Annotated in this window: 24 protein-coding genes; 13 read left to right on the forward strand and 11 right to left on the reverse strand. The window is 67.1% G+C overall.

Translation table 11 applies throughout. The features are described 5' to 3' along the window. Nucleotides 1-26: 26 nt before the first annotated feature. Complete coding sequence (locus OG570_RS11785; RefSeq protein WP_326956510.1) at nt 27-605, forward strand: EndoU domain-containing protein; 579 nt, start codon at nt 27-29, stop codon at nt 603-605. Nucleotides 606-629: 24 nt separating this feature from the next. Here OG570_RS11785 and OG570_RS11790 read toward each other — a convergent pair whose 3' ends face one another. Together OG570_RS11790 and OG570_RS11795 are read right to left on the reverse strand one after the other, a co-directional pair. After that, nucleotides 630-902: a helix-turn-helix domain-containing protein gene (locus tag OG570_RS11790; protein WP_326956511.1), complete on the reverse strand. Its 273-nt coding sequence runs from the start codon at nt 900-902 to the stop codon at nt 630-632. A 114-nt stretch (nt 903-1,016) separates the two neighbouring features. Continuing rightward, nucleotides 1,017-2,636 carry an alpha/beta hydrolase gene (locus OG570_RS11795; protein WP_326956512.1) on the reverse strand — a complete coding sequence of 540 codons (1,620 nt, stop codon included), beginning with the start codon at nt 2,634-2,636 and terminating at the stop codon, nt 1,017-1,019. Between the two features lie 200 nt (nt 2,637-2,836). Here OG570_RS11795 and OG570_RS11800 point away from each other — a divergent pair, with 200 nt between their 5' ends. Together OG570_RS11800 and mctP are read left to right on the forward strand one after the other, a co-directional pair. Beyond that, nucleotides 2,837-3,118: a DUF3311 domain-containing protein gene (locus OG570_RS11800; protein WP_326945334.1), complete on the forward strand. Its 282-nt coding sequence runs from the start codon at nt 2,837-2,839 to the stop codon at nt 3,116-3,118. Continuing rightward, nucleotides 3,115-4,773 carry a monocarboxylate uptake permease MctP gene (gene mctP / locus OG570_RS11805; RefSeq protein WP_326956513.1) on the forward strand — a complete coding sequence of 553 codons (1,659 nt, stop codon included), beginning with the start codon at nt 3,115-3,117 and terminating at the stop codon, nt 4,771-4,773. Before OG570_RS11800 ends, mctP begins: the two co-directional genes overlap by 4 nt. Here mctP and OG570_RS11810 read toward each other — a convergent pair. Then, entirely contained in the window at nt 4,767-5,372 is a 606-nt protein-coding gene (locus OG570_RS11810) for a hypothetical protein (protein ID WP_326956514.1), read from the reverse strand. The genes mctP and OG570_RS11810 overlap by 7 nt on opposite strands. Nucleotides 5,373-5,404: 32 nt before the next feature. Here OG570_RS11810 and OG570_RS11815 point away from each other — a divergent pair, with 32 nt between their 5' ends. Beyond that, complete coding sequence (locus OG570_RS11815; protein ID WP_326945332.1) at nt 5,405-5,980, forward strand: peroxidase-related enzyme; 576 nt, start codon at nt 5,405-5,407, stop codon at nt 5,978-5,980. Here OG570_RS11815 and OG570_RS11820 read toward each other — a convergent pair. The 3 genes from OG570_RS11820 to OG570_RS11830 all read right to left on the reverse strand — a co-directional run bounded on the left by OG570_RS11820 (nt 5,977) and on the right by OG570_RS11830 (nt 8,736). Beyond that, nucleotides 5,977-6,903, reverse strand: coding sequence for a bifunctional helix-turn-helix transcriptional regulator/GNAT family N-acetyltransferase (locus tag OG570_RS11820; RefSeq protein ID WP_326956515.1), 927 nt, complete (start codon nt 6,901-6,903; stop codon nt 5,977-5,979). The genes OG570_RS11815 and OG570_RS11820 overlap by 4 nt on opposite strands. A 222-nt stretch (nt 6,904-7,125) precedes the next feature. Next, nucleotides 7,126-7,275, reverse strand: coding sequence for a hypothetical protein (locus OG570_RS11825; RefSeq protein WP_247059489.1), 150 nt, complete (start codon nt 7,273-7,275; stop codon nt 7,126-7,128). Between the two features lie 270 nt (nt 7,276-7,545). Beyond that, nucleotides 7,546-8,736, reverse strand: a complete 1,191-nt coding sequence (locus tag OG570_RS11830) for an ATP-binding protein (RefSeq protein ID WP_247059488.1) — start codon at nt 8,734-8,736, stop codon at nt 7,546-7,548. A gap of 397 nt (nt 8,737-9,133) precedes the next feature. Here OG570_RS11830 and OG570_RS11835 point away from each other — a divergent pair, with 397 nt between their 5' ends. Further along, nucleotides 9,134-9,625, forward strand: coding sequence for a hypothetical protein (locus OG570_RS11835; protein WP_326956516.1), 492 nt, complete (start codon nt 9,134-9,136; stop codon nt 9,623-9,625). Nucleotides 9,626-9,684: 59 nt separating this feature from the next. Here OG570_RS11835 and OG570_RS11840 read toward each other — a convergent pair whose 3' ends face one another. After that, complete coding sequence (locus OG570_RS11840; RefSeq protein WP_326956517.1) at nt 9,685-10,419, reverse strand: MerR family transcriptional regulator; 735 nt, start codon at nt 10,417-10,419, stop codon at nt 9,685-9,687. A 177-nt stretch (nt 10,420-10,596) separates the two neighbouring features. On the opposite strand from OG570_RS11840, the gene OG570_RS11845 reads away from it, so the two are divergent. After that, nucleotides 10,597-11,136, forward strand: a complete 540-nt coding sequence (locus OG570_RS11845; RefSeq protein ID WP_326945328.1) for a DoxX family protein — start codon at nt 10,597-10,599, stop codon at nt 11,134-11,136. A gap of 50 nt (nt 11,137-11,186) precedes the next feature. Here OG570_RS11845 and OG570_RS11850 read toward each other — a convergent pair whose 3' ends face one another. After that, nucleotides 11,187-12,476, reverse strand: a complete 1,290-nt coding sequence (locus tag OG570_RS11850) for an acetyl-CoA C-acetyltransferase (RefSeq protein ID WP_326956518.1) — start codon at nt 12,474-12,476, stop codon at nt 11,187-11,189. Between the two features lie 93 nt (nt 12,477-12,569). Here OG570_RS11850 and OG570_RS11855 point away from each other — a divergent pair, with 93 nt between their 5' ends. Together OG570_RS11855 and OG570_RS11860 are read left to right on the forward strand one after the other, a co-directional pair. Beyond that, the gene (locus tag OG570_RS11855; RefSeq protein ID WP_326956519.1) at nt 12,570-13,904 is read left to right on the forward strand and encodes a 3-oxoacyl-ACP reductase; all 1,335 of its coding nucleotides are present in this window, start codon (nt 12,570-12,572) and stop codon (nt 13,902-13,904) included. Between the two features lies 1 nt (nt 13,905). Further along, the gene (locus OG570_RS11860; protein ID WP_326956520.1) at nt 13,906-14,748 is read left to right on the forward strand and encodes a MaoC family dehydratase; all 843 of its coding nucleotides are present in this window, start codon (nt 13,906-13,908) and stop codon (nt 14,746-14,748) included. Here the strand turns inward: OG570_RS11860 and OG570_RS11865 are convergent. Beyond that, nucleotides 14,740-15,396, reverse strand: coding sequence for a TetR/AcrR family transcriptional regulator (locus tag OG570_RS11865; protein ID WP_247059480.1), 657 nt, complete (start codon nt 15,394-15,396; stop codon nt 14,740-14,742). The genes OG570_RS11860 and OG570_RS11865 overlap by 9 nt on opposite strands. A gap of 127 nt (nt 15,397-15,523) precedes the next feature. On the opposite strand from OG570_RS11865, the gene OG570_RS11870 reads away from it, so the two are divergent. Continuing rightward, the gene (locus tag OG570_RS11870; protein ID WP_326956521.1) at nt 15,524-16,186 is read left to right on the forward strand and encodes an SCP2 sterol-binding domain-containing protein; all 663 of its coding nucleotides are present in this window, start codon (nt 15,524-15,526) and stop codon (nt 16,184-16,186) included. A gap of 102 nt (nt 16,187-16,288) precedes the next feature. After that, a complete protein-coding gene (locus OG570_RS11875) occupies nt 16,289-16,840 on the forward strand; it encodes an SCP2 sterol-binding domain-containing protein (protein ID WP_326959984.1) in 552 nt (183 codons plus the stop codon). A gap of 45 nt (nt 16,841-16,885) precedes the next feature. On the opposite strand, the gene OG570_RS11880 is transcribed toward OG570_RS11875, so the two are convergent. Beyond that, a complete protein-coding gene (locus OG570_RS11880; RefSeq protein ID WP_326956522.1) occupies nt 16,886-17,074 on the reverse strand; it encodes a hypothetical protein in 189 nt (62 codons plus the stop codon). A gap of 1,451 nt (nt 17,075-18,525) precedes the next feature. Here OG570_RS11880 and OG570_RS11885 point away from each other — a divergent pair. The 3 genes from OG570_RS11885 to OG570_RS11895 all read left to right on the forward strand — a co-directional run bounded on the left by OG570_RS11885 (nt 18,526) and on the right by OG570_RS11895 (nt 22,506). Beyond that, nucleotides 18,526-19,203: a hypothetical protein gene (locus tag OG570_RS11885; RefSeq protein ID WP_326956523.1), complete on the forward strand. Its 678-nt coding sequence runs from the start codon at nt 18,526-18,528 to the stop codon at nt 19,201-19,203. A gap of 69 nt (nt 19,204-19,272) precedes the next feature. Then, the gene (locus OG570_RS11890; protein WP_326956524.1) at nt 19,273-20,679 is read left to right on the forward strand and encodes a transcriptional regulator; all 1,407 of its coding nucleotides are present in this window, start codon (nt 19,273-19,275) and stop codon (nt 20,677-20,679) included. Beyond that, entirely contained in the window at nt 20,680-22,506 is a 1,827-nt protein-coding gene (locus OG570_RS11895; RefSeq protein ID WP_326956525.1) for a DEAD/DEAH box helicase, read from the forward strand. On the opposite strand, the gene OG570_RS11900 is transcribed toward OG570_RS11895, so the two are convergent. Then, nucleotides 22,499-23,806: a DNA cytosine methyltransferase gene (locus OG570_RS11900; RefSeq protein ID WP_326956526.1), complete on the reverse strand. Its 1,308-nt coding sequence runs from the start codon at nt 23,804-23,806 to the stop codon at nt 22,499-22,501. The two genes, OG570_RS11895 and OG570_RS11900, sit on opposite strands and share 8 nt — an antisense overlap. Nucleotides 23,807-23,818: the final 12 nt, after the last annotated feature.

A 23,818-nucleotide genomic window follows, 5' to 3' on the forward strand; every position in this document is an offset into this window, starting at 1 on the left:
CCCTCGATGCGACGAATGGAGCAGTCATGGGTGGCGGACACGCGTCAGGGGTGGGGCGCCGGGCGACCAGCGAGTTCCCGCCGGGCTGGAACGACGAGCACATCATCTCGGTGGTGAAGGACGTCGCGAACGACCCGAGCGAGGCCCGGCGGCAGCAGCGGAACGGCCGTTGGCGGTGTGCCGGCGAGCGGTTCAACGTGCACATCGTCGTGCTGGTCGAGGAGAACGGGTACGTGCACACGGCCTACCCGGTGGCGGGCCCCGGCGTGACCCGCAACCCGGACGCGGCCCGCGACCCGGCGAACCCGACGGTCGCCGACCTCAAGGAGAACCGCATCAGCTTCTTCGCCGACAGCGTCCTCACGATGCTCGGCGACCGGCTCTCCCCCGAGGACTTCACGCACTACCGCACGCTGCTGTGGTCAGGCGAGTGGGAAGAGCTGGCGGACGTCCTGGCCGCACACGCGGCCAAGGTGGACCTGAAGTTCTCGGCCGACGAGCTGTCGGACTTCGAGAAGCTGCTGAACAGCTACGACCTGCCGGTAGCGGGCTGCGCGTTCCTCAACGACCGCGACCACATCCTGACGCAGCTACGCCAAGGCTAGGCAACGCCCGAGGGCCAACTGCACCTAGCTGGCCTGCGAAAGCGGTGGTGACGGGGCCGGCGCGACGGCCGCGCGCAGCTCGTCCAGCGGCAGGCCGACGGCGTCCGCGATGGCCGTGACCGTGAAGAACGCCGGTGTCGGGATGCGGCCGGTCTCGATCTTGCGGAGCGTCTCGACCGAGATGCCGGCTTCCCCCGCGACGTCGACCATGCTCCGGCCGGCCCGCGCCGTCCGCAGCGCCTGACCGAGGCGTTCGCCTCGCTCGCGCTCTTCCTCCGTCAGCGGTACTCGCACCATGAAACCAATTCTAATACCAGTAGTTATCCACTGCCTGTGGACAACTCTGTGCACAGGTGTGGAAAAGCCCCGCCGAACCGGAGTTCGGCGGGGCTTCCACAACACCTGGTGGCGTCAGGCGCCCGGAGGCACCGGAAGTGCCACACCGGGCAGGCTCTGGTCGTTCGGCACAACACCGTCGACCAGGTAGGCCTCCACGACCTTGTCCACACCCGCGTTGCCGCCGGCGTAGATCCCGTGGTCACCCTCGCCGGTGATCGTCAGCATCCGCGAACCCGCGAACGCCTTGTGCGCGCGGCGCGCGCCTTCGATCGGCGTCGCCGGGTCGTGCTCCGACTCGACGATCAGCACCGGCGGGACACCCTTGCCGTCCAGCACGGGCAGCGGCGCCGGGGTCTTCTTCCAGAACAGGCACGGCTGGATGAACCAGCCGGCGCCCAGCAGCGGCTGCTGCTTGTCGATCAGCTTCTGCGAGTCCTTGATGGCACTGTTCGTCGTGCCGGTCCACGGACCCTCGTTGCAGGGGATGCTCCAGAAGCTGGCGTCGTACGAGTCGCCGTCGCTCGGCACCATCAGCGGCTGCGGGCCGAAGGTGGTGGTGCTCGTGTCGCCGGCCTTGACCTTCTGCGCGGCCGCGGCCTTGGCCTGCGACGAAGCGCCGCCCTGGGTCAGCGTGCGGACGCTGACCAGGTAGTCGGCCAGCGCCGGGAAGGCGCGCTTCGAGTAGATCTGCGACGCGATGAAGGCGTCCAGGCCGTTGGCCGACACGCTCGAACCGTCGGGCAGGGTGACCGCGCCCTGGGTCAGGGCGTAGCGGACCTGCTCGTAGGTCTGGCGGGCCGCCTCGCCGGTGGTGCCGAAGTGGTAGAGCTTGTCGTACTTCGCCACCCACGGGAGGAAGTCGGACCGGAAGCGGCGCTCGAAGCCGAGCGGCTGCCAGTCGAACGACTTCTGCCAGGTCGTCGTGAACTCCGTCGAGGAGTCGAGCACGAACCGGCCGGTGCGCGCGGGGTAGGCCTGGGCGTAGTGCGCGCCCATCCAGGTGCCCGCGGAGTAGCCGACCCAGTTGATCTTGTCGCGGCCGAGCAGCACGCGCAGCAGGTCGATGTCCTTGACCGTCTGGTCGGTGTTGATCAGCGGGCCGAGCTCGCCGGACTTCACCTGGCACGACTGCGCGGCGTACTTCGTCGCCTGCAGGATCAGGTTCAGGTTCGCGCGGTCGCGGTCACGCGGGTCCAGGTCCGAGCCGGTGCCGATGGCGCCGCCGCACGTGATGTTCGTGCTCTTGCCGGTGCCGCGCGGGTCGAACCCGACGATCTCCTGGTGCTCCCGCAGCTTCGGCTGGTTGCGCAGCCGCGCCGGGAAGTTCCGGCCGGGCGCGCCGGGGCCGCCGGGGTTGGTGACGACGCTGGCCGTCGCGTCGCCGGTCGCCTTCAGGCGGCTGACGGCGATGGTCAGGTCGATCTGGGCGTTCGCCTGGTACCAGTTGCGCGGCGTCTTGTAGGTCGCGCACTCCATGTCCTCGGCGCCCGCGGGCGGGGCCGTCGGCAGCTCGGAGGGGACTGCGCACTTGTGCCAGTCCAGCTTCTGGTTCGCGTACTGCACCGGGATGTTCGTGGAGTTCCGCGGCAGCTTGGCCGCCGCGGCCTCCTGACCTGCGAACGCAGGCGTGAACCCGGCCAGCAGGGTGCCGGCGATCGCCGGGATCACCACCGCGTAGCGGAGTCGTGTCATACGGTTGCCCCTTTGGATTTTCTTCAAGTGGAGTCGCGCTATTGATATAGGGCGGGTAACGACGGGGCAACCGACGTTGGTCGGGGTGTTGGCCGGCAACGCGGTACGCGGCGATCAAATCGATATCGGACAGACGTGACGTCCCGTCAGCCAGGTTCTAAGGTCAGGCGGTCGGTTACGGGAGTGTTAGGTGAGGTCCGATGTCGACTGTGAAGCACGACGACGGGAAGGTGCGCGGGAAGCCCTTCAACCCGTGGTACCTGCTCTTGATCGTCCCGCTGCTGGTCCTGGTCACGCCACTGTTCAACATGGACGGTCCGCGGCTGTTCGGGATGCCGTTCTTCTACTGGTTCCAGTTCCTCTTCGTCGTGGTCGGCGTCCTCAGCACGTGGATCGTCTACCTGATGACGCGGGAGAAGCCGGCCGGTGACGCCCCGGACAAGCTGAGCGTCGACGACCTGGACGAGGGGGACGCTCGATGAGCAACCTGCAGTGGCCGGAACTGATCATCTTCACGGTCCTGTTCCTGCTGGTCACCGTGCTCGGGTTCATGGCGGCGCGCTGGCAACGTGGCGGCGGGCTGGACCACCTGGACGAATGGGGCCTCGGCGGCCGCAAGTTCGGCTCGTGGGTCACCTGGTTCCTGCTCGGCGGTGACCTCTACACGGCGTACACGTTCGTCGCGGTGCCCGCGCTGGTGTTCAGCGCCGGCGCGCTCGGCCTCTACGCGCTGCCGTACACGATCGTCGTCTACCCGATCGTCCTGCTCCCGGCCCTGCGGATGTGGTCGGTGTCGCGGGTCCGCGGCTACGTCACCCCGGCCGACTTCGTGCGCGGCCGCTTCGGCTCGCCGATCCTCGCGCTGCTGATCGCCATCACCGGCATCGTCGCGACCATGCCGTACATCGCGCTGCAGCTGGTCGGCCTCGAAGCCGTGCTGCGGACCATGGGGATCAACGGCTCCGGCATCGTCGGGCACCTGCCGCTGCTGATCGCCTTCATCATCCTGGCGGTCTACACCTACCAGTCCGGCTTGCGGGCGCCTGCGCTGATCGCGTTCGTCAAGGACATCCTGATCTACATCGTCATCCTCGTGGCGATCATCTACCTGCCCTCGAAGCTGGGCGGCTGGTCACACATCTTCGACACGGCGGCGGCGAAGCTCGGCACGAAGAGCCCGGCCACCGGCAAGCCGGCCGGGTCGATCCTGCTGAACGCGAACAACCAGCTGCAGTACGCGACGCTGGCCCTGGGTTCGGCGCTCGCGCTGTTCCTCTACCCGCACTCGCTGACCAGCGTGCTGGCCTCGCGCGGCCGCAGCGTCATCAAGAAGAACATGGTCGCGCTGCCGGCGTACTCGCTGGTACTGGGCCTGCTGGCGTTGCTCGGGTACGTCGCGATCACGGCGGGCGTCAAGCCGCTGACGAACGCGGCGACCGGCAAGCCGGACGGCAACACGATCGTCCCGGTGCTGTTCGACAACCAGTTCTCGTCGTGGTTCGCCGGCATCGCGTTCGCCGCGATCGGCATCGGCGCGCTGGTGCCGGCCGCGATCATGTCGATCGCCGCGGCGAACCTGTGGACGCGCAACATCTACAAGGAGTACATCCGCAAGAACGCGACCCCGCAGGAAGAAGCGAAGCAGGCGAAGCTCGCTTCGCTGGTCGTGAAGCTGGGCGCGGTCGCGGTGATCATCCTGATCGACCCGCAGTTCTCGATCGACCTGCAGCTCATCGGCGGCGTGCTGATCCTGCAGACGCTGCCGGCGGTCGCGCTCGCGCTGTACACGCGCTGGTTCCACCGCTGGGGCCTGATCGCGGGCTGGGTCGTCGGCATCGGCTGGGGCCTGATCATGCTGTACGGCATCCCCAACCCGGCCAACGGAAAGCTCCACTTCGGCGGTTCGGCGCTGTCGCTCGGCAACCTGTCGATCTTCGGCTGGCACCCGTTCTCGGGCTCGCTGGTGCAGATCTACGTCGGCTTCGTCGCGTTGATCGCCAACCTGGTGGTCGCCGCGATCGTCACGGTGATCGCGCGGCAGATGAAGGTGTTCAACGGCACCGACGACACCAACCCCGCGGACTACCTGGCCGACGAGAACGACAAGAACCTGCGCCCGATCGGCGCGGCTCACTGAGCCGTGCGTCTGAGGATCACCGCGCGGGAAACGAGGTAGAGCACCACGCCGTTGAGCAGGTGCCAGAGGAAGTGCGTGCCGGCCGGGACGTAGTCGCAGACGTCCCGGTCGAGCGTGCGCAAGCTCAGTGACAGCGCGAAAATCGCACCCGCCACAGCGAAGTGCGTCCAGGAGGCGTCGCGCGAGAAGGCGAGAATCGCGACGACGACGCCGAACGTGATGAGCGCGGAGAGGTAGAGCCCGCCCCCGAGCAACGCCGTGACGACAGTGAGCACGAGGAACGCGGGTGCGGCGAGCCAGGCGAACCGCAGGTTGTATAACACGCGCGCGAACAACACGACGTACACCAGCACAAAAACGAGAATGCTCACCGAATCCGCGACGCCGGCCCAGCGCGTCGCGAGCAGGTGAAACGCCGTGCTGGCCGCGAAAACGAGTCCGATCAGCCCGGCCAGCAGCCGCCCGGCGCGGTCCCCCGCGGCCAGCCGCCACACGAGCACCGCGGCCACGAGAAACGCGAGATTGCCGAGACTGTTGAAGGGTTCTCCCCAGAGCCCGGGCGCGACCCGTTCGCAGTACCCGTCGACGTAGTCCGTCACGGGGACAGCCAACCATGACTAGCGTGGAGTGTATGAGCGACGCGGTGAGCCGGTTCCCGGTGACGGAACTCGAAGACCTGCCCGACGACCTGCGCGAGCGCGTCGGCGTGATCGCGGAGAAGTCCGGGTTCACGCCGAACATCTTCCGCGCGCTCGGCCACCGGCCGGCCGAGCTGCGGGCGTTCCTCGACTACCACGACGCGCTGATGGAACGGTCCGACGGACTCAGCAAGGCCGAGCGCGAGCTGGTCGTCGTCGCGACGTCGGGCGCCAACCACTGCACCTACTGCGTCGTCGCGCACGGTGCGATCCTGCGCATCCGCGCCAAGGACCCGGAGCTCGCCGACCGCGTGTCGAGCAACCCGTGGCAGGTGGAGCTGGACGAACGCGGCCGCGCGATCGTCGACCTGGCGCTCGCGCTGGCCCAGGACTCGGCGCTGTTCGGCGAGGGCGACCTCGAAGCCGCGCGTGAGGCGGGCCTGACCGACGACGAGATCTGGGACGTCGGCGCGATCACGGCGTTGTTCGCGATGTCGAACCGGCTCGCGCACCTGACGGCGTTGCGGCCGAACCCGGAGTTCTACACGCTCGGCCGCGTCCCGCGTTAGAACTCCCGGCGCCAGATCTCCTCGGTCAGCTTCGGACCCCAGCCGTCGAAATCCGCTTCTTCGACGAGTTCGAACCCGGCCGCGCGGTAGAGCGCCCGGGCGGCGTCGAGGATGGACACCGTCGACAGCTCCATCACGCGGTAGCCGTGGGCCCTGGCGAACTCGACGCACTCGGTCACCAGCCGCTTGCCGACGCCGCGACCCCGGGCCGCCGGCTCCAGCAGCAACAGCCGCAGCTTCGCGATGTCCGCGTCGGAGCCGCGGGCGCAGCCGATGCTGCCGACGCGCTCGCCGTCGAGCTCCGCGATCCAGAAGCCCTGGCGCGCGTCGTCGTGCACGGCGAAGTCCGCGACGATCCGGGCGACCAGCCCCTCGAACCGGTTGTCGAAGCCGTACTCGCGGGCGTAGAGCGCGCCGTGCCGCTGCACCACCCAGCCGAGGTCGCCCGGTCGTGGCGGGCGGAGGACGAGCGCCGGGTCGCGCCGGCGCTCGCCGACGACGTCACCGATCGTGCGCATGGCGGCCAGCATGCGCCGCTGGTCTTCGTCGGCGAAGCGCCGGAGCAGGCCACCGATCTGTTCGGTGGACCGGCGGTTGAGCAGCGCGAAGGCGTCCCGGCCGGCGGCGGTCGGCCGGACGAGCTGACGGCGGGCGTCCTCGTCGGACCGCTCGCGGGTGATCAGGCCGCGGCCCTCGAGGCGAGCGAGCAGCCTGCTGGCGTACCCGGCGTCGAGGTCGAGGCGTTTCCGCAGGTCGGTGACGGCCAGCGGGTCGCGCTGGGTCAGCTCGAAGAGCACCCGGGCTTCGGGGAGGGAGTACTCGGCGTCGGCCGGGCCTTCGTCCAGGACACCGATGACTCCGGTGTACAGCCGGTTGAAGGCGCGGACCGCGGCAACCCGTTCGGCCAGCTCAGTGTCATTCATTGACCACCTCAACAAAGTCGTTGACGGAGTCAATGATTACGCCATGAGGCGGCGCAGGCAAGAAGGTTTCGGGGAAATGGGAAACCCCGTGATGCTGCCAGGTCGGGGGTCCGCCAGCATCACGGGGTCGTAGGGGGTATCGACGCGGATTTGCGCGGCGTTACACCTTCACCAGTTTGTGGGCTAGGTCACTCGAATGGGCGACCGCCACCTGGTGGTTGGTCAGCGCATGTAGCCCGAGCGGGCCTGCGCGATCGCGATGAGTTCCTGACGAACCGTCGCGGTGGCAGCGGTGTCGATCGCCCGGTCCAGCGCCCGGCGAGTGCGAACCTCGGCGCGACGGGCTCGGAGCTTGGCGGCGATGTTGTTCATCGGTTTCTGCATCCCCTTCGGAGGGTCTCGGTGGCTTGTAGCTCTAGTATGCACCTTTTTTCACAAGGAAGCCAACGAATGTCCGGTGATGTGGCGCACTCGCCGATGAATCATCGGCAAATTTGGGAAAGAGCCGAAGAGATCATGGTGTCGGCGGTCACGACGAGGCAACCCGTCTGTCGTTGTCTACGACTGTCTAGTGATTCACCGATACTCGGCTAGCGACGCTCATAGACCGCGATACGGCCAGGTCAGGAGCGTCGGGCGCGGTCAGTCGCGGCTGAGCAGGTAGTGCCCGAAGTGCGGGACGGTGAAGGCGATCTGTCCCCGCTCGGCGGAGAACACGAGGCCCTTCTTCATCAGGCTGTCGCGCGCCGGCGACAGCGACGACGGCTTCCGCCCCAGGAAGACGGCGACGTCGGCGGTGCCGGCGGCCTCGTCGCGGCCCTGGGTCAGCTCGGCCATCGCGAGCAGGTACTCGCGCTCGGCCGGTGTCGCGCGCTCGTAGCGCGAGCCGAAGAACCCGACGGCCAGCTCGGACTCCGCCTCCGGCGCGGCGACCTGGACGTCCTTGAGCGTGATCGGGTCGGCCGGCGCCGCGTCCCAGGCCGCCTTGCCGTAGGCCTGGATGAAGTAGGGGTAACCGCCGGACGCGTCGAAGAGCGCGTCGAGCGCCTCCGGCTCGATGCTGGCGTCCTCACGCTCGATCGGCGCCATCACGGCGAAGTCGGCGTCCGCGCGGTCGAGCCGGTCGATGCGCGCGTAGCGGAAGAGCCGCTCGGAGTAGGACTTGGACGCCGAGAGCACCGCGGGCACGTGCGGCAGCCCGGCGCCGACGACGACAAGCGGCGCCCCGGACTGCGAGAGCTCGTGACAGGCGGCGCAGAGCGCCGAGACGTCGTCGGGCTGCAGGTCCTGGATCTCGTCGATGAGCAGCGCGACGCCGGTGCCGACGTCCGCGGCCAGCTCGGCGACGTCGGTGAACAGCTCCACGAGGTCGATCTCGATGTCGCCGGAGTCGGCCCGCCCCTGCGCGGCGGGCACGTCGATGCCCGGCTGCCACCGGTCACGCAGCTTCGCGTCGGCCTTGTTGGCCCGCAACGCGAACGCCTTGAGCACCCCGAGCACCTCTTCGACCCGATCCGGCGCCCGGTGCCGCACGGCGAGATCCCGGATGGCCCGGTGCAACGCGGCGGAGAGCGGCCGCCGCAGTTCGGCGTCCGGCCGCGCCTCGATCTTCCCGGCCCCCCACTTGTGCCGCACGGCCATCGCCCGCAGCTCACCGAGCAGCACGGTCTTCCCGACCCCACGCAGCCCGGTCAGCACAAGACTGCGTTCAGGCCGCCCCCGCGCCACGCGCTCCAGCACCACTTCGAAGGCCTTGAGCTCACGCTCACGCCCGGCCAGCTCGGGAGGCCGTTGCCCGGCGCCCGGCGCGAAGGGGTTGCGGATGGGGTCCACTCTGCCAAGCTATCGACGTATCTAGCGCCAGGACGATATTCGGCCATAGACAGCTAGCGCGTGTCGCCGGAGTTCGACCGGATGGCCGAACGATCACCAACCGGGCTCGCTGGCCACACATCGACGTGAGGGCCGCACACCGCGGCGCTGATGGCGCATCCGCAGGCCCCGCCAACAGCCGCAGTGCCAGCCTCACGGGAACCCGAGCGGCCCTTCGCCCCCACTGGCGTCCCCCACCCATCCCTGGGGGGCAGCCCCGTGTCCAGCGTATCGCCGCCCACCGACGAACCGGCTCCGTCGCCGCGATTCCGGCCCAGTTGTCCACAATCGCCACGACCTGTGGACAACCACGACCGGAAGCCGCGAGGCAAGGCCGCGATGTGGCACCGTGGGTGGCGTGACCGAATTGGACGTGGGCGCGGTGGTGGCCGGCACCGTGTCGATCATCCCGAGGCTCGGCGCCATCGGACTGTTCGTGGACCTGGGCGGTGCGCCGCAAGGATTTGTCGACGTCTTGAGCCTGCCGAGGCAAGCGACAGACTGGCCGCCCGTCGGCACGAAGACCACCTTCGAAGTCCTCACCCGCAGCCCGAAACAGATCCGCTTGTGGCCGCTCGATCCGCGATTCCGAGCAGGGCCGTTCGACAACGGCGTCTCCGAAGACGAGTGGCAGGCACGGAAAGCGCGGTACCCGGTCGGCGTGAGCCTGACCGCGGAGGTGAGCGACACCTACATCTCGGACGGTTCTTACTTAGTCCGGTACGAAGGCGGCTGGTCCTCGATGGAAGGACAGGGCGAGCCGCCCGAAGTAGGCACCCGCGCCGAATACGAGGTGGTCAGCCACCTCGACACGACCCGGCGCACACTCCTGCGTCCAGCCGGTACATAGAGACGAACAGGTCTGCAGCCCTGCTCGTCTCTACCCCCAGCGCGCACTACGACGCAGCGCTAGTCGCTCAGGTTCCGCTCCGCGTAGATCTTCATCGCGTCGCGGACGAACTCCGCCGTCGCGCCTTCGAACCCGTAGCGCGGGTCGTCCACGTACAGCTGTCCCAGGCCCGCGAAGTAGCCCGCGGACACCGACGAAACCGCCGGCCGGAGCCACGCGTGCAGCCGGCCCGTGATCGCTTGCACCTCGGCCGAGTCCGGGGAAAGCCCGGCCGCGCGGGCCGCGCCGAACGCCGTGGAGACGTCTACCTGCTCCTGCTGGTGGGCCTTCTTCTCGTCGGCCGACAGGGAACTCCACCACCGGTCCCCCGTCGCGTACGCCGAAGCGCCCCAGCGCCGGGTGACCTCTTCCTGGTACTGCGTGTGGTCGAAGCCGTCGAACACTTCTTCTGCCATCAGTCGTTCACCTCCCTTCAGTTTCCGTAGCGTTGTGCGGACCGACGCGATCTGCCGCCCGATCCGCCGCTGCTCCTGTTCGAGCAGGTCCAAGTGGGTCTCGAGCGCGGCCGCGCGGTCGCGTTGCCCGTCGAGGACCTCGGCGATGGCGGGGAGCCCGAGACCGAGATCGCGCAGCAGCAGGATCCGCTGCAGCCGGACGAGCGCGTGCTCGTCGTAGTAGCGGTAGCCGTTGCCGCCGATCCGGCTGGGCTCGAGCAGGCCGACCGCGCCGTAGTGGCGCAGCGTCCGGCTCGTGGTCCCGGCCGAGCGGGCGATGTCCTGGATCGACCACTCCATGACGTCGACGATAGAAGTTGACGCAGCGTCAAGGTCAAGCGCTAACGCTTTCTAGTCTTATCTAGGAACGACACGATATTCGCCCAGACAACGCTAGGAGGGTTCGGCGCCGGGCCGAGCGGGCATTCCAGCTGTAGGTTTGACCAGGAAGAAGCCCGGACCAGGAAGGCAACGACCGTGATACTCCGTCGTGTGGCTCGTCCACTGATCGCCGCGACATTCGTGTACGGCGGGATCAACGTGCTCCGGAACACGCAGTCGCACGCGAAGACCGCCGAGCCGTTCCTCACGGACGCCTTCGACAAGCTCGAAGGCGTCATTCCCGAGCAGGTGCCGCGCGACCCGGCCACGCTCGTCCGCATCGACGCCGCCGTGAAGATCGGCGCGGGTCTCGCGTTCGCGACGGGCAAGGCGCCGCGGCTGACGTCCGCGCTGCTGCTCGGCAGCCTGGTCCCGACGACGCTGGCGGCGCACAGCTTCTGGACGCTCCAGGACCCGGCCGAGAAGAAGAAGCAGCAGATCCAGTTCCTGAAGAACGCCGGCCTGGCCGGTGGGCTGATGCTGGCCGTCGCCGACACCGCGGGCAAGCCGTCGGTCGGCTGGCGGGCGCGTCGCGTGGCGAAGGACGCCGGTCACGGCGTCGAGAAGCTGGGCCGCAAGGCTGAGAAGCGCGCCAAGAAGCTGGCGAAGAAGGCCGAGAAGGCCCTCCCCAACTGACAAACGCGAAAAGGGGCCGTCCCAACCGGGAGGGCCCCTTTTCGCGTGCCTTACTTCTCCAGGATCGCGGTGACGCCCTGGCCGCCCGCCGCGCAGATGGAGATCAGGCCGCGGCCGGACCCCTTCTCGTGCAGCAGCTTCGCCAGCGTCGCGACGATCCGGCCGCCGGTCGCGGCGAACGGGTGCCCGGCCGCCAGCGACGAGCCGTTGACGTTCAGCTTCGCCCGGTCGATCGAGCCCAGCGGCTCGTCCAGTTCCAGCTTCTCCTTGGCGAACGCCGGATCCTCCCACGCCTTGAGCGTGGCCAGCACCTGCGACGCGAACGCCTCGTGGATCTCGTAGTAGTCGAAGTCCTGCAGCGAAAGCCCGGCCCGCGCGAGCATCCGCGGCACGGCGTACGCCGGCGCCATCAGCAGGCCTTCCTCGCCGTGCACGTAGTCGACGGCCGCGGTCTGCGAGAACGTCAGGTACGCCTGCACCGGCAGCTTGTGCGCCTTCGCCCACTCCTCGGTGGCCAGCAGCACGGTCGACGCGCCGTCGGTCAGCGGCGTCGAGTTGCCCGCGGTCATCGTGCCGCCCGGTCCGCCGAACGCCGGCTTGAGCTTGGCGAGCTTCTCCGCGGTCGAGTCCGCGCGCAGGTTCTGATCGCGCGCCAGCTTGAGGAACGGCGTCACGAGGTCGTCGAAGAAGCCGCGGTCGTAGGCGGCGGCGAGGTGCTGGTGGCTGGCGGCGGCCAGCTCGTCCTGCGCCTCGCGGGTGACGTCCCAGATCTTCGCGGTCAGCGCCGCGTGCTCGCCCATCGACAGCCCGGTGCGCGGCTCGGAGTTGCGCGGGATCGCCGGGACGATGTGCCCGGGGCGGACCTTCGCGAGGAGCTTCAGCCGGTCGCCGAGCGTCTTCGCGGCGTTGAGCTGAATGAGGATCTGGCGCAGGTCCTCGTTCACGGCCAGGGGCGCGTCGCTGGTGGTGTCGACGCCGCCGGCGATGGCCGAGTCGATCTCGCCGAGCGCGATCTTGTTCGCGACGTTGACGATGGCCTGCAGGCCGGTGCCGCACGCCATCTGCACGTCGGACGCGGGTGTCGCGGGCGAGAGCTTGCTGCCGAGCACGCTTTCGCGGGCCAGGTTGAAGTCCTTCGAGTGCTTGAGCACGGCGCCGGCCGCGACCTCGCCGATGACCTCGTCCTGCAGGGAGAAGCGGCTGACCAGGCCGTCGAGCGCGGCGGTGAACATGTCCTGGTTCGACGCCTTCGCGTACGGGCCGTTCGACCGCGCGAAGGGGATCCGGTTGCCGCCGATGATCGCGACCTTGCGGACGGCTGGTGCTTTCTTGGGCGGCATGAACGTCACCTCTCTGGTCGGCTCTCTCACACTGTAACCTACTCGCAAGTAGGTTAGACTGCGACGTGACGCAGACTGCACGGGAGGCAACCGATGGCTGACAGGTACCAGCAGTTCACGAAAACCCCGTTGGGGAAGTTCGTGGTGCCGAAGCTCGGCCTGCCCAGCCCCGCCACCCTGCGCCGGTACCAGCCCGGGCAACCCGCCCTCGAGGGTCCCGCACTTCTCGGCGCCGCGCCCGGCGGACGGCTGGAGAAGAAGGTCCGTGACCAGCTCGCGGACGCGGGCATCAACGTCGTCACCACTTCGGGTGACAGGCATGCGGCGCTCGTCTTCGACGCCACCGGCGTCACCGAGCCCGGCCGCCTGCGCGAGGTCTACGACTTCTTCCACCCGGTGATCCGCAGCGTCGGCCCGTCCGGCCGCGTCGTCATCCTGGGCACCCCGCCTGAGCAGGTCGAGGGCCGCGAGCGCATCGCGCAGCGCGCTCTCGAGGGCTTCGTGCGCTCCGTGGGCAAGGAGCTGAAGCGCGGCGCGACGGCTCAGCTCGTGTACGTCGCCGAAGGCGCCGAAGACGCGACGGAGTCGACGCTGCGCTTCCTGCTGTCCGCGAAGTCGGCCTTCGTCGACGCCCAGGTCATCCGGATCGGCGCCGAAGGCAAGACGGCGACCGCGCCGGCCAGCTGGGAGAAGCCCCTCACCGGCAAGGTCGCGCTGGTCACCGGCGCGTCCCGCGGTATCGGCGCGGCGATCGCCGACGTCCTGGCCCGCGACGGCGCGCACGTCGTCGCCCTCGACATCCCCGCCCAGGGCAGCGACCTGTCGAAGGTCGCCAACAAGATCGGCGGCTCGGCGCTGCAGCTCGACATCACTTCGCCGAGCGCGCCCGCGAAGCTCGCGGAGTACCTGAAGGAGCGTCACGGCGGCGTCGACGTCGTCGTGCACAACGCGGGCATCACGCGCGACAAGACGCTGGGCAACATGAGCGAGAGCGCGTGGGACTCGGTGATCGCGGTCAACCTCGCGTCGCAGCTCGCGGTGAACGACAAGCTGCTCGCCGACAAGATCCTGAACGAGAACGGCCGCGTCATCGGCGTCTCGTCGATCGCGGGCATCGCCGGCAACGTCGGCCAGACGAACTACGCGACGTCGAAGGCGGGTGTCATCGGCATGGTGAACGTCGGCGCGCCGCAGCTCGCGGCGTACGGCGGCACGATCAACGCCGTGGCGCCGGGCTTCATCGAGACGAAGATGACGGCGGCGGTCCCGCTGTTCATCCGCGAGGCCGGCCGCCGGCTGTCGAGCCTCGGCCAGGGCGGCCTGCCGGTGGACGTCGCCGAGACGATCGCCTGGTACGCGAACCCGGCGTCGGCCGCGGTGAACGGCAACGTGGTCCGCGTCTGCGGCCAGGCCCTGCTGGGGGCCTGACGTGGCGATCCGCGAACTCGACAGCACGCCGAGCCTGGCGACGCTGTACCCGAAGGCGCTGCTCGGCGGCGTCCTGCGCAAGCCGGCCGGCTCGTCGCTGCCGGACACGGAGCTGGTGCGCACCGGCGTCGTCGTCGACCCGGCGCACCTCGCGGCGTACAACACGGTGTGCGGCTTCCGGCTGAGCGACGAGCTGCCCGCGACGTACCCGCACATGCTGGCGTTCCCGCTGCAGATGGCGCTGATGACCGAGCAGGGCTTCCCGTTCCCGCTGCTGGGCATGGTCCACGTCGCGAACCGCATCACCCAGCACCGCGCGCTGCGGCTGGGCGAGCCGCTGACGGTGCGTGTCCGCGCGGAGAACCTGCGCCCGCACGAGAAGGGGCAGCAGTTCGACGTCATCAGCGAAGCCCAGGTCGGCGACGACACGGTGTGGACGGACGTCAGCACGTACCTGCGCCGCAGCGGCTCTACTGGCACTGCCCCTCGCCGCGAGCAGCTCGCGCCCCCGACCCCGGACGCGATCTGGCGAGTCCCGGGCGACATCGGAAGGCGCTACGCGGAGGTCTCGGGCGACCGCAACCCGATCCACCTGCACCCGCTGACGGCGCGCCTGTTCGGCTTCCCGAAGGCGATCGCCCACGGCATGTGGACGAAGGCCCACGCGCTCGCGGCGTTCGAGGGGCGTCTGCCGGAGGCGTTCACGGTGGACGTCCGCTTCAAGCAGCCGGTGCTGCTGCCGGCCAAGGCGGGCTTCACGTCGTGGGCCACGCCGGAGGGCTGGGCGTTCGAGCTGTGGAGCAAGTCGAAACCCCACCTGGACGGCACGATCACCTCACTCTGACGGCTTCCAGACCTCGCCCTCGATGAGGTCGTTGAAGCCGAGCCAGACGAGGTTCATCAGCCAGGACGCCAGGACGCCGTCCGAGATGTCGGGGTGGTCGAGGGCCCAGTCGGCCAGCGACTCGGCCGCCCCGACCAGGGCCGCTGACAGGCCTTCGCCGGAGAACTCGGCCTGCTCGCCGACGCCCTTGCGGGTGCCGGCGGACACGACGAGCGCCGCGACCAGCTGGATCGCGCGGGCCCGCATGTCGGTGACCTCCGCGGCGAACGCGCCGCCGACCGTCAGGGCCTGGCGGTGCAGCACCGTCCACGACTCGCGGTACTCCGCGACGAACCGGTAGAACGACCGCAGGCCGTGCCACAGCTGCATGTCCGGCGGCAGGTCGGGCTTCACACCGGCCTGGATGGCCTCCAGCAGCCGCGTCGCCTCGCGGCGGATGCACGCGCCGAACAGGTCCTCCTTCGAGCCGAGGTAGGTGTAGATCATCGGCTTCGAGACGCCGGCGACGTCGGAGATCTCGTCCATCGACGCCGCGTGGTACCCGTGGCGCGAGAAGACCTGGACGGCGGCGTCCAGGATCTGGCGCTCGCGCACCGCACGGGGCAGCCGCCGAGCCCGTTCGGGCGGACGCTGATCATCCTCTGACACGCTGGACCTCCCTGTTACTGACCGGAGACGGTACCGGGCGTTGACCCGGTGGGGTGATTTCGGCACGCTTGCCCGCCTACCTACTGGCGGGTAGCCTTACGCTCGGGTAACTGGAGAGGGAGTGACCATGGCCGACAATGCCGGGATGACCAGCGCCGATCAGATCGTCGGCCTCCGCGGGGCGGCGTTGCTCGACACCCTGGAACGGCTCGACCCGCTCGGCCCCGAGGCGCACGCCCTCGACGTCAACACCCTCGCCGACGCGGTCAACCCCCGCGATCTCGGCAAGGACGACTTCCGTCGGCTCCTGAATGCCCTGCTGCGCCTGGCCGAGCGCGCCCCCGCGTTCGACCTGAGCAAGGTCGACCCGGCGCGCTTCGCCTCGCTGGTCGCCGCCGCTTCGCGCGCCCAGCTCGAAAGCGTCGTCGCCGAGCGGCCGCTGCGCGAGCGCGTACTGGACGAGATCTTCGCCCGAATGGGTGCCCACATCCGCCCCGACCGCGCCCGCGACCTGCACGCCGTCGTCCACTGGCGCATGGCCGGCGGAACCGGCGACGGCGGCTACGACCGCTATGAGACGGTCATCTCCCGCGGCTCGTGCACGGTCAGTCGCGAGATGCGCGAACGCCCCCGCGTCACGATCACGATCGCCCCGGTGGACTTCTTCCGGCTCATCACCCACCAGGCGACACCCGCAGTGTTGTTCGTCACGGGAAAAATCAAAGTCAAAGGTGACCTCGCCTTTGCCGCCGGCCTGATCGGATTCTTCGATCTTCCGAAACCCGCCTGACCGGATACACTTTCGGCCGTGCCCCGAAATGCGGAAGACCGCCCCTGGCGATCCCGCCTGCGCGCCTCCCGCCGCCCGGTCCGCATCCGGGCGAGCCACGCGATCAACGGCTTCGCCGAGAAGCTGGTCATCGGCAACCTGACGGCCGGCCAGTTCATCCAGGTCCTGGAAACCCTGCACATGCTGGGAAACGCGGGCGCGGGCATCGAGCTGAGTTCACTGTCGACAGACGTCCTGGTCGACGTGGTCCGCCGAGCATCCCGCGACCAACTGAAGGCCATCGCCGATCATCCGGAACTCCGCTCGGTCTTCCTGGACGAGATATTCCGCAGAATGTCGGAACACTTTCTCCCGTCCCGCGCTCGTCACGTGGACTTCGTAGTTTCTTGGCGCTTTTCCGACGGCCAGGGAGAGGACGGCTACGACCGCTTCCAGACGGTGATCGAGGACGGAGTGTGCGTTTCCAGCACAGACCTGTCCCGCAGCCCGGACACCACGATCACCCTCTCGGTGGACGACTTCATCCGCATGGCGACGGGCAACGCAGCGGTGGCAGCAATGTTCGTGACGGGCCGAGTGAAGGTGAAGGGCGAGTACGCCCCGGCAGTCAGGTTCTCAAGCTACTTCGACATCCCGAAGCCAAGCGGTGCGTAGGGCTCGTCAACGCGCCGGCGAGCCCTACGCACCGCCGCTTCGTGACTAGCTGTCGCTGGACGTCACGATGTCGATCACCCACTCAACGGCGGCCTTGCCCAGCGCGTAGATCGCGCCGCGCGCGAAGGTGGACGGCCAGCTGGGCTCTCCGCCGGCTCGCGCCGGCTCACTGGGGCGCGAGCCGGCGGTCGCACGGGGACGCGAACTGCCGGTCGAGCGCTTAGACTTGCTCATGGAGCTCCTGACTTGTTTGCCCAGGTGAGGGGTTCTGAAGGGGAAAGCCCGCCGGTAATCGCTTCCAGGCAAACCGGCTGGCTTTCCCCGACGATGTTGATTGATCCGGATGTCTCGACGAGACATCCGGAGCTGGGGCGTAGACGCGGCCGAGCGGTCACGTTCCGTGTTCGATGAGAAGTTCTCGCATGCTGCCCCCTTACGGTCGCTTCATGTGTTGTCACCACATGTGACTGCCACTCCTGCAACTGTCACTCCATGTAAATGTGCCGCCCGTCACAATCCTGTTCTGGGATCGCGGCCTGGGTTTGTAGTGTGCCCCGGTCCGCCTGTGTCCCAAGCTCGATATGACGTCGATGCCGTCGCGACGCGGTGTCGGTAGCAATGATGCGGGTGCAGGTAGCATGGTCGGCAGTTCGATGGCGTCGGTAGAGGGTTCCTCTCCTTTCTCTTCGTTGTTGGCGGGCAATGGTAATTCCTGTTGCGCCGGTCGACTTCGAGGTAATCCCTGTTGCGCCGGTCTTCTTTGGGTCGACCCTCCGATGGCTTGATCCAGCGTGCATCACGCTATCGGGCACGGTCGCCGAAGCTTGGCCATGTTCAGCTGGTACTTGACGAGTTCGCGCAGGTTGAGAAGCTCGAGCAAGGTGCAGGGAACCTGAGTGCAGTCGCCCTCCCATGCGAGTGAGTGCAGCTTCTTCAGGATCCTGACGTCGGGAACCCTGTGTGCATTCGCGAAGAGTGACAGCAATGCAGGGGAAACCCACAACTGCCTCGCTCGAGCAGCCTGCGTCTGCTGCTTCATGCAACTGCACAGTTTCACGATGAGATCCGCGAGCTCGCGCTGCCCGGGCGTTGAATTCGGCGGGTAGTTTCCCCCAGTGTCGCCTAACCTCATCTGCTTCCTCTCGATTTGGGCGCGCTTAATAGAGCCAGTGGCCCCGGCCCCTCTTGTGGGCGGGGTGCATCGGAGATGTGTCCGCTTGGCGAGTCGATCAGCGTTGGCGGATCAGCGTGTTTCAGTGTCTGGACAGTCCAGCCTTGACCTCTCCTACCTGCAGGATGTTGCGGAGCCTGCTCGGATGGGTGACAACCCGTACGGGTTGTCACCCTAGCGCACTTCGCGCGCTTCAGGGTGTGAAGTCTCTGATGTCGGGGAATTTGCGAGAGGGCTGGAGTCGACATTGCCGACGGGGACTGAGTCGTTTCTTGCTGAAGGCGTGACCGCTCGGACCTGTTTGCCGAGGTCAGGGCGATCACTGATGGAATACCCGCCGCCATGTCTCGATCTCGAAATGATCTTGAGTTGAGGGACATGCCTTCGGGTGTTTACAAAAATTGTAAACACCCGAAGGCATGTCCCTCCCGTGATACAAAGGAAGGGTGCTGAGGACTTCCGAATCCGGGGTCTTCCTATGCGTGACTAGAACGTGAACAGAAAGTGATGGTGGATGATGCTGCCTTCGTGGAAAGATCCCAACCTGGGGACGATGAAGCGTGTTGCTTTGTGGCTGCTGGCCGAGGTCGGCGAGGGAAACGAGTTCACCAAGGAGCAGATGCGTTCAGCCTTTCCTGGCGTTTCGCAGATTGATCGCCGGATGCGTGACCTGCGCAGCTTTGGCTGGCGTATCGACACCAACCGGGAAGACCCGACCCTCACGGCTGCGCAGCAGCGCTTCGTGAGCAGCGGTCAGCCGGTGTGGGAGAAGGGAATGGCGTCGCGGGTCGCTTCCGCGTCGGCCATCGGAGCAGTGCAAAGGCGGGAAATCATCTCCAATGATGGCAACATGTGCCGTTCGTGCGGGATCACCCCCGGCCAGTTCTATGCCGGCACCTTCGAAGGTGCCCAGCTCGACATCGCCCGGCGGGATGTCATCGTGTCTGGTGAGCAGACTGAGATGCAGCTGGTGACAGAGTGCAACAGGTGCCGGGTTGGCGCGAAGAACCTCGTTGCTGACCTTCCTACAGTGGTGGATCGCGTTAACGCGCTGTCACCGGACGAACGTGAGCTTCTCGCCGGCTGGATCGTCGCCGACGAGCGAGTCTTCAGTCCTGCTGAGCGAGTGTGGGCCGAGTACCGCGCCCTGCCGGAGGACGCTCGCGCTGTGGTGCGCACTTCTCTGGGCTGACCAGGGGGTGTGACATGGGTCCGGTTATGGTTTGTAGCTGCCGCGGCACGTAGGTCGTACAGGAGAAGCATGATCAAGGATTACGGTCGGCCGCCCCGGTCTGACGAGAACCAGTCCCTTATCGAGCGTCGCCTCAAGGAAGTCACCGAGACCGGCGGCCCGCGTGAGACGCAGACTGTCGACTGGCGGGGCGGCCAAGCCCACCTGGATGTCATCCAGCTGCCTGCCGGCGACCTCTACTACAACCCGGCGACCCATCGCATCCGCGCACAGCGAAGTCATGATCCGCAGCTCGACCAGCTGGTCGATGAAGATCCCTGGAGCAGCGAGAGCCAGGACTACCTCGGGTATCTCCTGCAGGCCTTGCCGGCGGACCCCAGCAGGACCGATCCAACCTTCACTGAGCTGCTGGAAAGCCTTCGCGAGTACGACCAGACCGAACCAGGCCTGATCACGCGAGACGGTGTGCTGGTAAACGGCAACACGCGCCGGGCCGCGTTGCTGAAGATGGGCGGGCCACAGCAACCCATCAGGGTTGCTGTGCTGCCGGAGTCCTGTGACTGGGAGGACATCCGGGACGTCGAGCTGTCCCTGCAGCTCAGGAAAGAGCACCGCCGCGACTACTCCTACATCAACCGGCTGCTGGCCATCGACGAGCTGGTGAACCAGGGCCTGCCGATCGGGAAGATCGCCGCGATCTTCCGGAGCACCGTGCCGGCCTGCAAGCAGGACCAGTGGGTCTTCGCCTGCATCAAGTCGATGATCGAACGCAGCGAGGTGAACGGGCACCGCATTCCGCTCGTGGCGTTCGAAGATCACCAGGAGAAACTGAAGGAACTGCACAGGCGCTACCAGAAGGACCTGTCAGCGAACGGTGAGCGTGCAGAGCTGACCAAGGAGTCGCGGCTCGCGGCGATCATGCTTGGCTTCTCGAAGACCGATGTCCGTTTCATCGAGTCGGACTTCCAGTCGCGTTACCTGGACAAAGCTCTGCCCGTGGAACTCAGGCCCGAGCCGGCGCCGGCGACGGTGGCCATTCCAGGTTTGGGTGTCTCGGTGAAGGGTGCGTCGGACGAGGTGGCAGCCGCCCGTGAACTGACGAACACCGTGCTCAAGGCACGCACGGTCGAAATCACACACACCAGCGGATATGCGGGTGAGCCGGTCGAGGAAGCTGCGGAGCTCAAGGAAGCGATGGACCGGGCTATCGAGCGGGCCGGACGCCAGATACAGCTGCGAAAGCGCAAGCAGGCTGCACCGGACCGGCTGAATTCCGCAACGGCGGAGATTGATCAGTGCATCACGGAGCTGGTCATGTCGCGCGCGTCCCGGGCGCTCGACGAGGAGGCGTTCAATGATGCGCTTCTGAGCTTCCGCCGAAGTCTGCGCGGCCTCGCTGTCGAGACGTCCCGGACGGTGGAAGAGCAGAACGACGGGGTTGCGTGGCTGCGCCAGATCCTCGAACTGGAGTCCTGAGTGGAGGAAACCGGTTCTAGCCTGGTCATCGGTTTCGACCTGACCCGGACACAGGCGAAGCTTCAGACCGTAGGCCAGTTCCGGGAGAACCTCGCTGGTCTTCTTGCTGCTTTCCCGAACGGCCAGATGACAGAGCGTCTTGTTGCGCTGATCCCGATCGACGAGTTCATCGGAAGTGTCGAGGCGCTGGCCGAGTGGCCAGCGCCGGAGTCTGTCGTCTGGGAGGATTCGTTCCGCAACCTGGTCATGGAGATGATCAGTGACGCGGAACGGTCGGAACGTCTCCTCGAAGGTGAGGAAGACGACCTCGTCGTCCGCGAGGACGAGGTTGTCGACCAGCTCGAGCCAGGCTGGTCTGGCGATCTCACGCCGTTTCAGCGGCGAGACGTGGCAAAGCTCGTTTCGCTTGGCCATGGTGCGAACTTCAGCGTTCCCGGCGCGGGTAAGACCCGCGTGGCTCTGGCGGCGTTTTCTGCTTTTCGCCGGCGCCGCCGCGTACGGCGTCTGCTCGTCGTCTGTCCGAAATCGGCGTACGAGGCATGGCAGGAAGAGGGAGAGAAGTGCTTTGCCGGCATGCTCGACGTCCAGGTCTACGACGGTAGGTCGTCGTTGTCCGCGGACGTGCTGCTGGTGAACTACGAGCGCTTGGATCGATCTCAAGGCATCATCACCAGCTGGCTGCAGGAGGCGCCGACGATGATGATCCTGGACGAAGCGCACCGCATGAAGCTCGGGAGCGCTGGGGTGTACGGAGCTGCGTGTATGGCCCTGGGCCCGCTCAGCATGATCAGGATGATCCTTACCGGTACGCCTGCCCCGAACGGTCCCCGAGATCTCGAAAGCTTGATGGCTTTCGTGTGGCCTGGCCGCGGGAGGCGCGTGGTCACCAACGCGATCGACGGCGGCAATTTGATCTATGCCAGCCGTGCGCTCAAACCTCTTTACACCAGGACCACCAAGAAAGAACTCGGGCTGCCGCCGGTGTCGTTGAGCATGCGCATGGTCGACCTCCCACCACTGCACCGGGAGATCTACGACGCCATTGTCGGCCGGTTCTCTGCCAGAGCTGAGCGGAGCAGGTCCGGTTTTGACGCGCTCGGCCGGACTGTGCTGAGGTTGATCATGGCTGCGACGAGCCCGGCGCTCCTGGCCGAGGGGGCTTCCAAGTACGAACCACTGTCACTTCAGGTTCCGCCGCTGGAGGTCCCGCCCAACGATCCGCTGCACCTGCTGCTCGGATCACTTTCCGAGTACGAGATGCCGCCGAAGTACCAAGAGGTGCTGGCGATCGTGAAGGAGAACGCCGAGCGAAAGCGGAAAACACTGGTGTGGGCCAGCTTTGTCCGCTCTATCAGCACCCTCGAAGTTCTTCTCGCCGACTTCCAGCCGGCTGTCGTGCACGGGGGCACCGTCGATCGTGAGGAACAGATCGATGCCTTCCGCAATGACCCGGACTGTGCGGTGCTCATTTCCAACCCAGCGACTCTGGGTGAGGGCATCAGCCTGCACCAGGTCTGCCACGACGCTGTCTACGTCGACCGCGACTTCCAGGCCGGCCGGTTCCTGCAGAGCCTGGATCGTATTCACCGGCTAGGCTTGGCGCCTGACACGGAAACCCGGATAACCGTTCTGGCGACGCGCGGAACCGTTGACGAGATCGTGGCGATGAGGCTCGGGGAGAAGCTCGAGTTCATGGGCAAGCTTCTCGACGACGCTGCTGTCCAGCAGCTCGGCGACCCGTTCGAGGAGCCGTCTGTTGTCGCCGGCATGGACTCCGTGGACGTCAATGCGCTGCTAGCCCATGTCCGGAAGCCGGACACTAACTGATCTTGGCCCGGTTCTGGCTGAACTTCTCGTGCCGGTCGTGATCCTCCTGCCCGATGAACGCCTTGAATTCACCGAGGCGGTAGGTCAAAGTCGAGTCGGAGGCGGGCTCGTGGGGTACGTGGAAGTCACGGCGAAGCTGGGCAATACGTTCTTCCAGCTCAGCGACCCCGTTGCGAAGCTTGGCCCGCTTGATGATCACTTCGGCCGGCACGTATCCCCCAAGCTCCCGCAGAACCTTGTACACGGGGTCATGGCTCGAGGTCTCACGCGAAACGGTCTCGCCCTCGTGTCTGAGTGCCCTCATGATCGCCGTTCCCACCGCTTCGGCGACCGGAGGGGGAAAAGCATTGCCGATCTGCCGGTAACGAGTCGTTTTTCGTCCGGTGAACGTCCATTCGTATCCGGGAAGCCAGCCCTGGATACGGGCTACCATTTCGTTCGTCAGCTTCGGGCCGGGAGCTTGGTTGTCCTCGGTCCTGAACTGGGCGTCTGATTTCGGCGGGGCGTCGGCGAGACCCATCGCATCGACGCTGAGCTCGGCCCAGGCGCGCTTGGCTCTGGTCGGACCCAGATCGGCGCCGCCATGTTTCTTGGAACCGCCGACAATTGTGGGGCCGATCTTGTCAGCGTCCTCTATCCACTGTTCGAGCCCTTCCCAGCCGTCCGCGCCCATGAGGTCAGCGATGGCGGCGCTGACAGTGAGCTGCTCGGCGACCGGCTCCGGCCACTTGAAGTACTTGGCATCCTCTTCCTGCATGGCAACGAGGACGAACCGGGGGCGCAGCTGGGGAACTCCGTAGTCGCACGCGTTGAGCAGCCGCCACTCGGCGACGTACTTGAACTCGGCGAGGCGATCCAGGACGTACTGCCGGTAGCCCGAGAACCGGGGCAAGCTGAGCCCGCGCACGTTTTCGAGCATCAGGGCGCGTGGCCGGACCTTGTCGACCTGCTCGACGGCCCAGGCAAAGAGGTCACGTTCGTCGCTCGCGCCCAGCTGCTTTCCGGCGATCGTGAACGGAGGGCAGGGGACTCCTCCGGCCAGCAACGCGACCTCGTGGTGCTCTTCGGGGTTGAAGACAGCGGGATCAGCGACGTCGCCCTGCTGGACGATGTCACGCTTTTCCTCGTTGATCTCGATCTGTCCCGGGATGTTCGTCTGCAGAGTCTGGAAGGCGTTAGCGTCCAGCTCCACGGCCAGGCGGTGCTTGAACCCTGCTCGCTCGAGGCCCAGAGCCTGCCCACCCGCGCCTGCGCACAACTCAACGACCTCGAAGGAGCTGTCGTCGGATGCGCGGGTCATCGGAGTCCTTCC

Source organism: Amycolatopsis sp. NBC_01286 (genome assembly GCF_035982555.1).
In the GTDB taxonomy this organism is placed as follows: domain Bacteria; phylum Actinomycetota; class Actinomycetes; order Mycobacteriales; family Pseudonocardiaceae; genus Amycolatopsis.

Excerpts from the sequence above, each read along its gene's own strand:
- OG570_RS11785 (WP_326956510.1), top strand. The coding sequence starts at position 27 with ATGGGTGGCGGACACGCGTCAGGGGTGGGGCGCCGGGCGACCAGCGAG.
- OG570_RS11790 (WP_326956511.1), bottom strand. The coding sequence starts at position 902 with ATGGTGCGAGTACCGCTGACGGAGGAAGAGCGCGAGCGAGGCGAACGC.
- OG570_RS11795 (WP_326956512.1), bottom strand. The coding sequence starts at position 2,636 with ATGACACGACTCCGCTACGCGGTGGTGATCCCGGCGATCGCCGGCACC.
- OG570_RS11800 (WP_326945334.1), top strand. The coding sequence starts at position 2,837 with ATGTCGACTGTGAAGCACGACGACGGGAAGGTGCGCGGGAAGCCCTTC.
- mctP (WP_326956513.1), top strand. The coding sequence starts at position 3,115 with ATGAGCAACCTGCAGTGGCCGGAACTGATCATCTTCACGGTCCTGTTC.
- OG570_RS11815 (WP_326945332.1), top strand. The coding sequence starts at position 5,405 with ATGAGCGACGCGGTGAGCCGGTTCCCGGTGACGGAACTCGAAGACCTG.
- OG570_RS11820 (WP_326956515.1), bottom strand. The coding sequence starts at position 6,903 with ATGAATGACACTGAGCTGGCCGAACGGGTTGCCGCGGTCCGCGCCTTC.
- OG570_RS11825 (WP_247059489.1), bottom strand. The coding sequence starts at position 7,275 with ATGAACAACATCGCCGCCAAGCTCCGAGCCCGTCGCGCCGAGGTTCGC.
- OG570_RS11840 (WP_326956517.1), bottom strand. The coding sequence starts at position 10,419 with ATGGAGTGGTCGATCCAGGACATCGCCCGCTCGGCCGGGACCACGAGC.
- OG570_RS11850 (WP_326956518.1), bottom strand. The coding sequence starts at position 12,476 with ATGCCGCCCAAGAAAGCACCAGCCGTCCGCAAGGTCGCGATCATCGGC.
- OG570_RS11855 (WP_326956519.1), top strand. The coding sequence starts at position 12,570 with ATGGCTGACAGGTACCAGCAGTTCACGAAAACCCCGTTGGGGAAGTTC.
- OG570_RS11870 (WP_326956521.1), top strand. The coding sequence starts at position 15,524 with ATGGCCGACAATGCCGGGATGACCAGCGCCGATCAGATCGTCGGCCTC.
- OG570_RS11880 (WP_326956522.1), bottom strand. The coding sequence starts at position 17,074 with ATGAGCAAGTCTAAGCGCTCGACCGGCAGTTCGCGTCCCCGTGCGACC.
- OG570_RS11885 (WP_326956523.1), top strand. The coding sequence starts at position 18,526 with ATGATGCTGCCTTCGTGGAAAGATCCCAACCTGGGGACGATGAAGCGT.
- OG570_RS11890 (WP_326956524.1), top strand. The coding sequence starts at position 19,273 with ATGATCAAGGATTACGGTCGGCCGCCCCGGTCTGACGAGAACCAGTCC.
- OG570_RS11900 (WP_326956526.1), bottom strand. The coding sequence starts at position 23,806 with ATGACCCGCGCATCCGACGACAGCTCCTTCGAGGTCGTTGAGTTGTGC.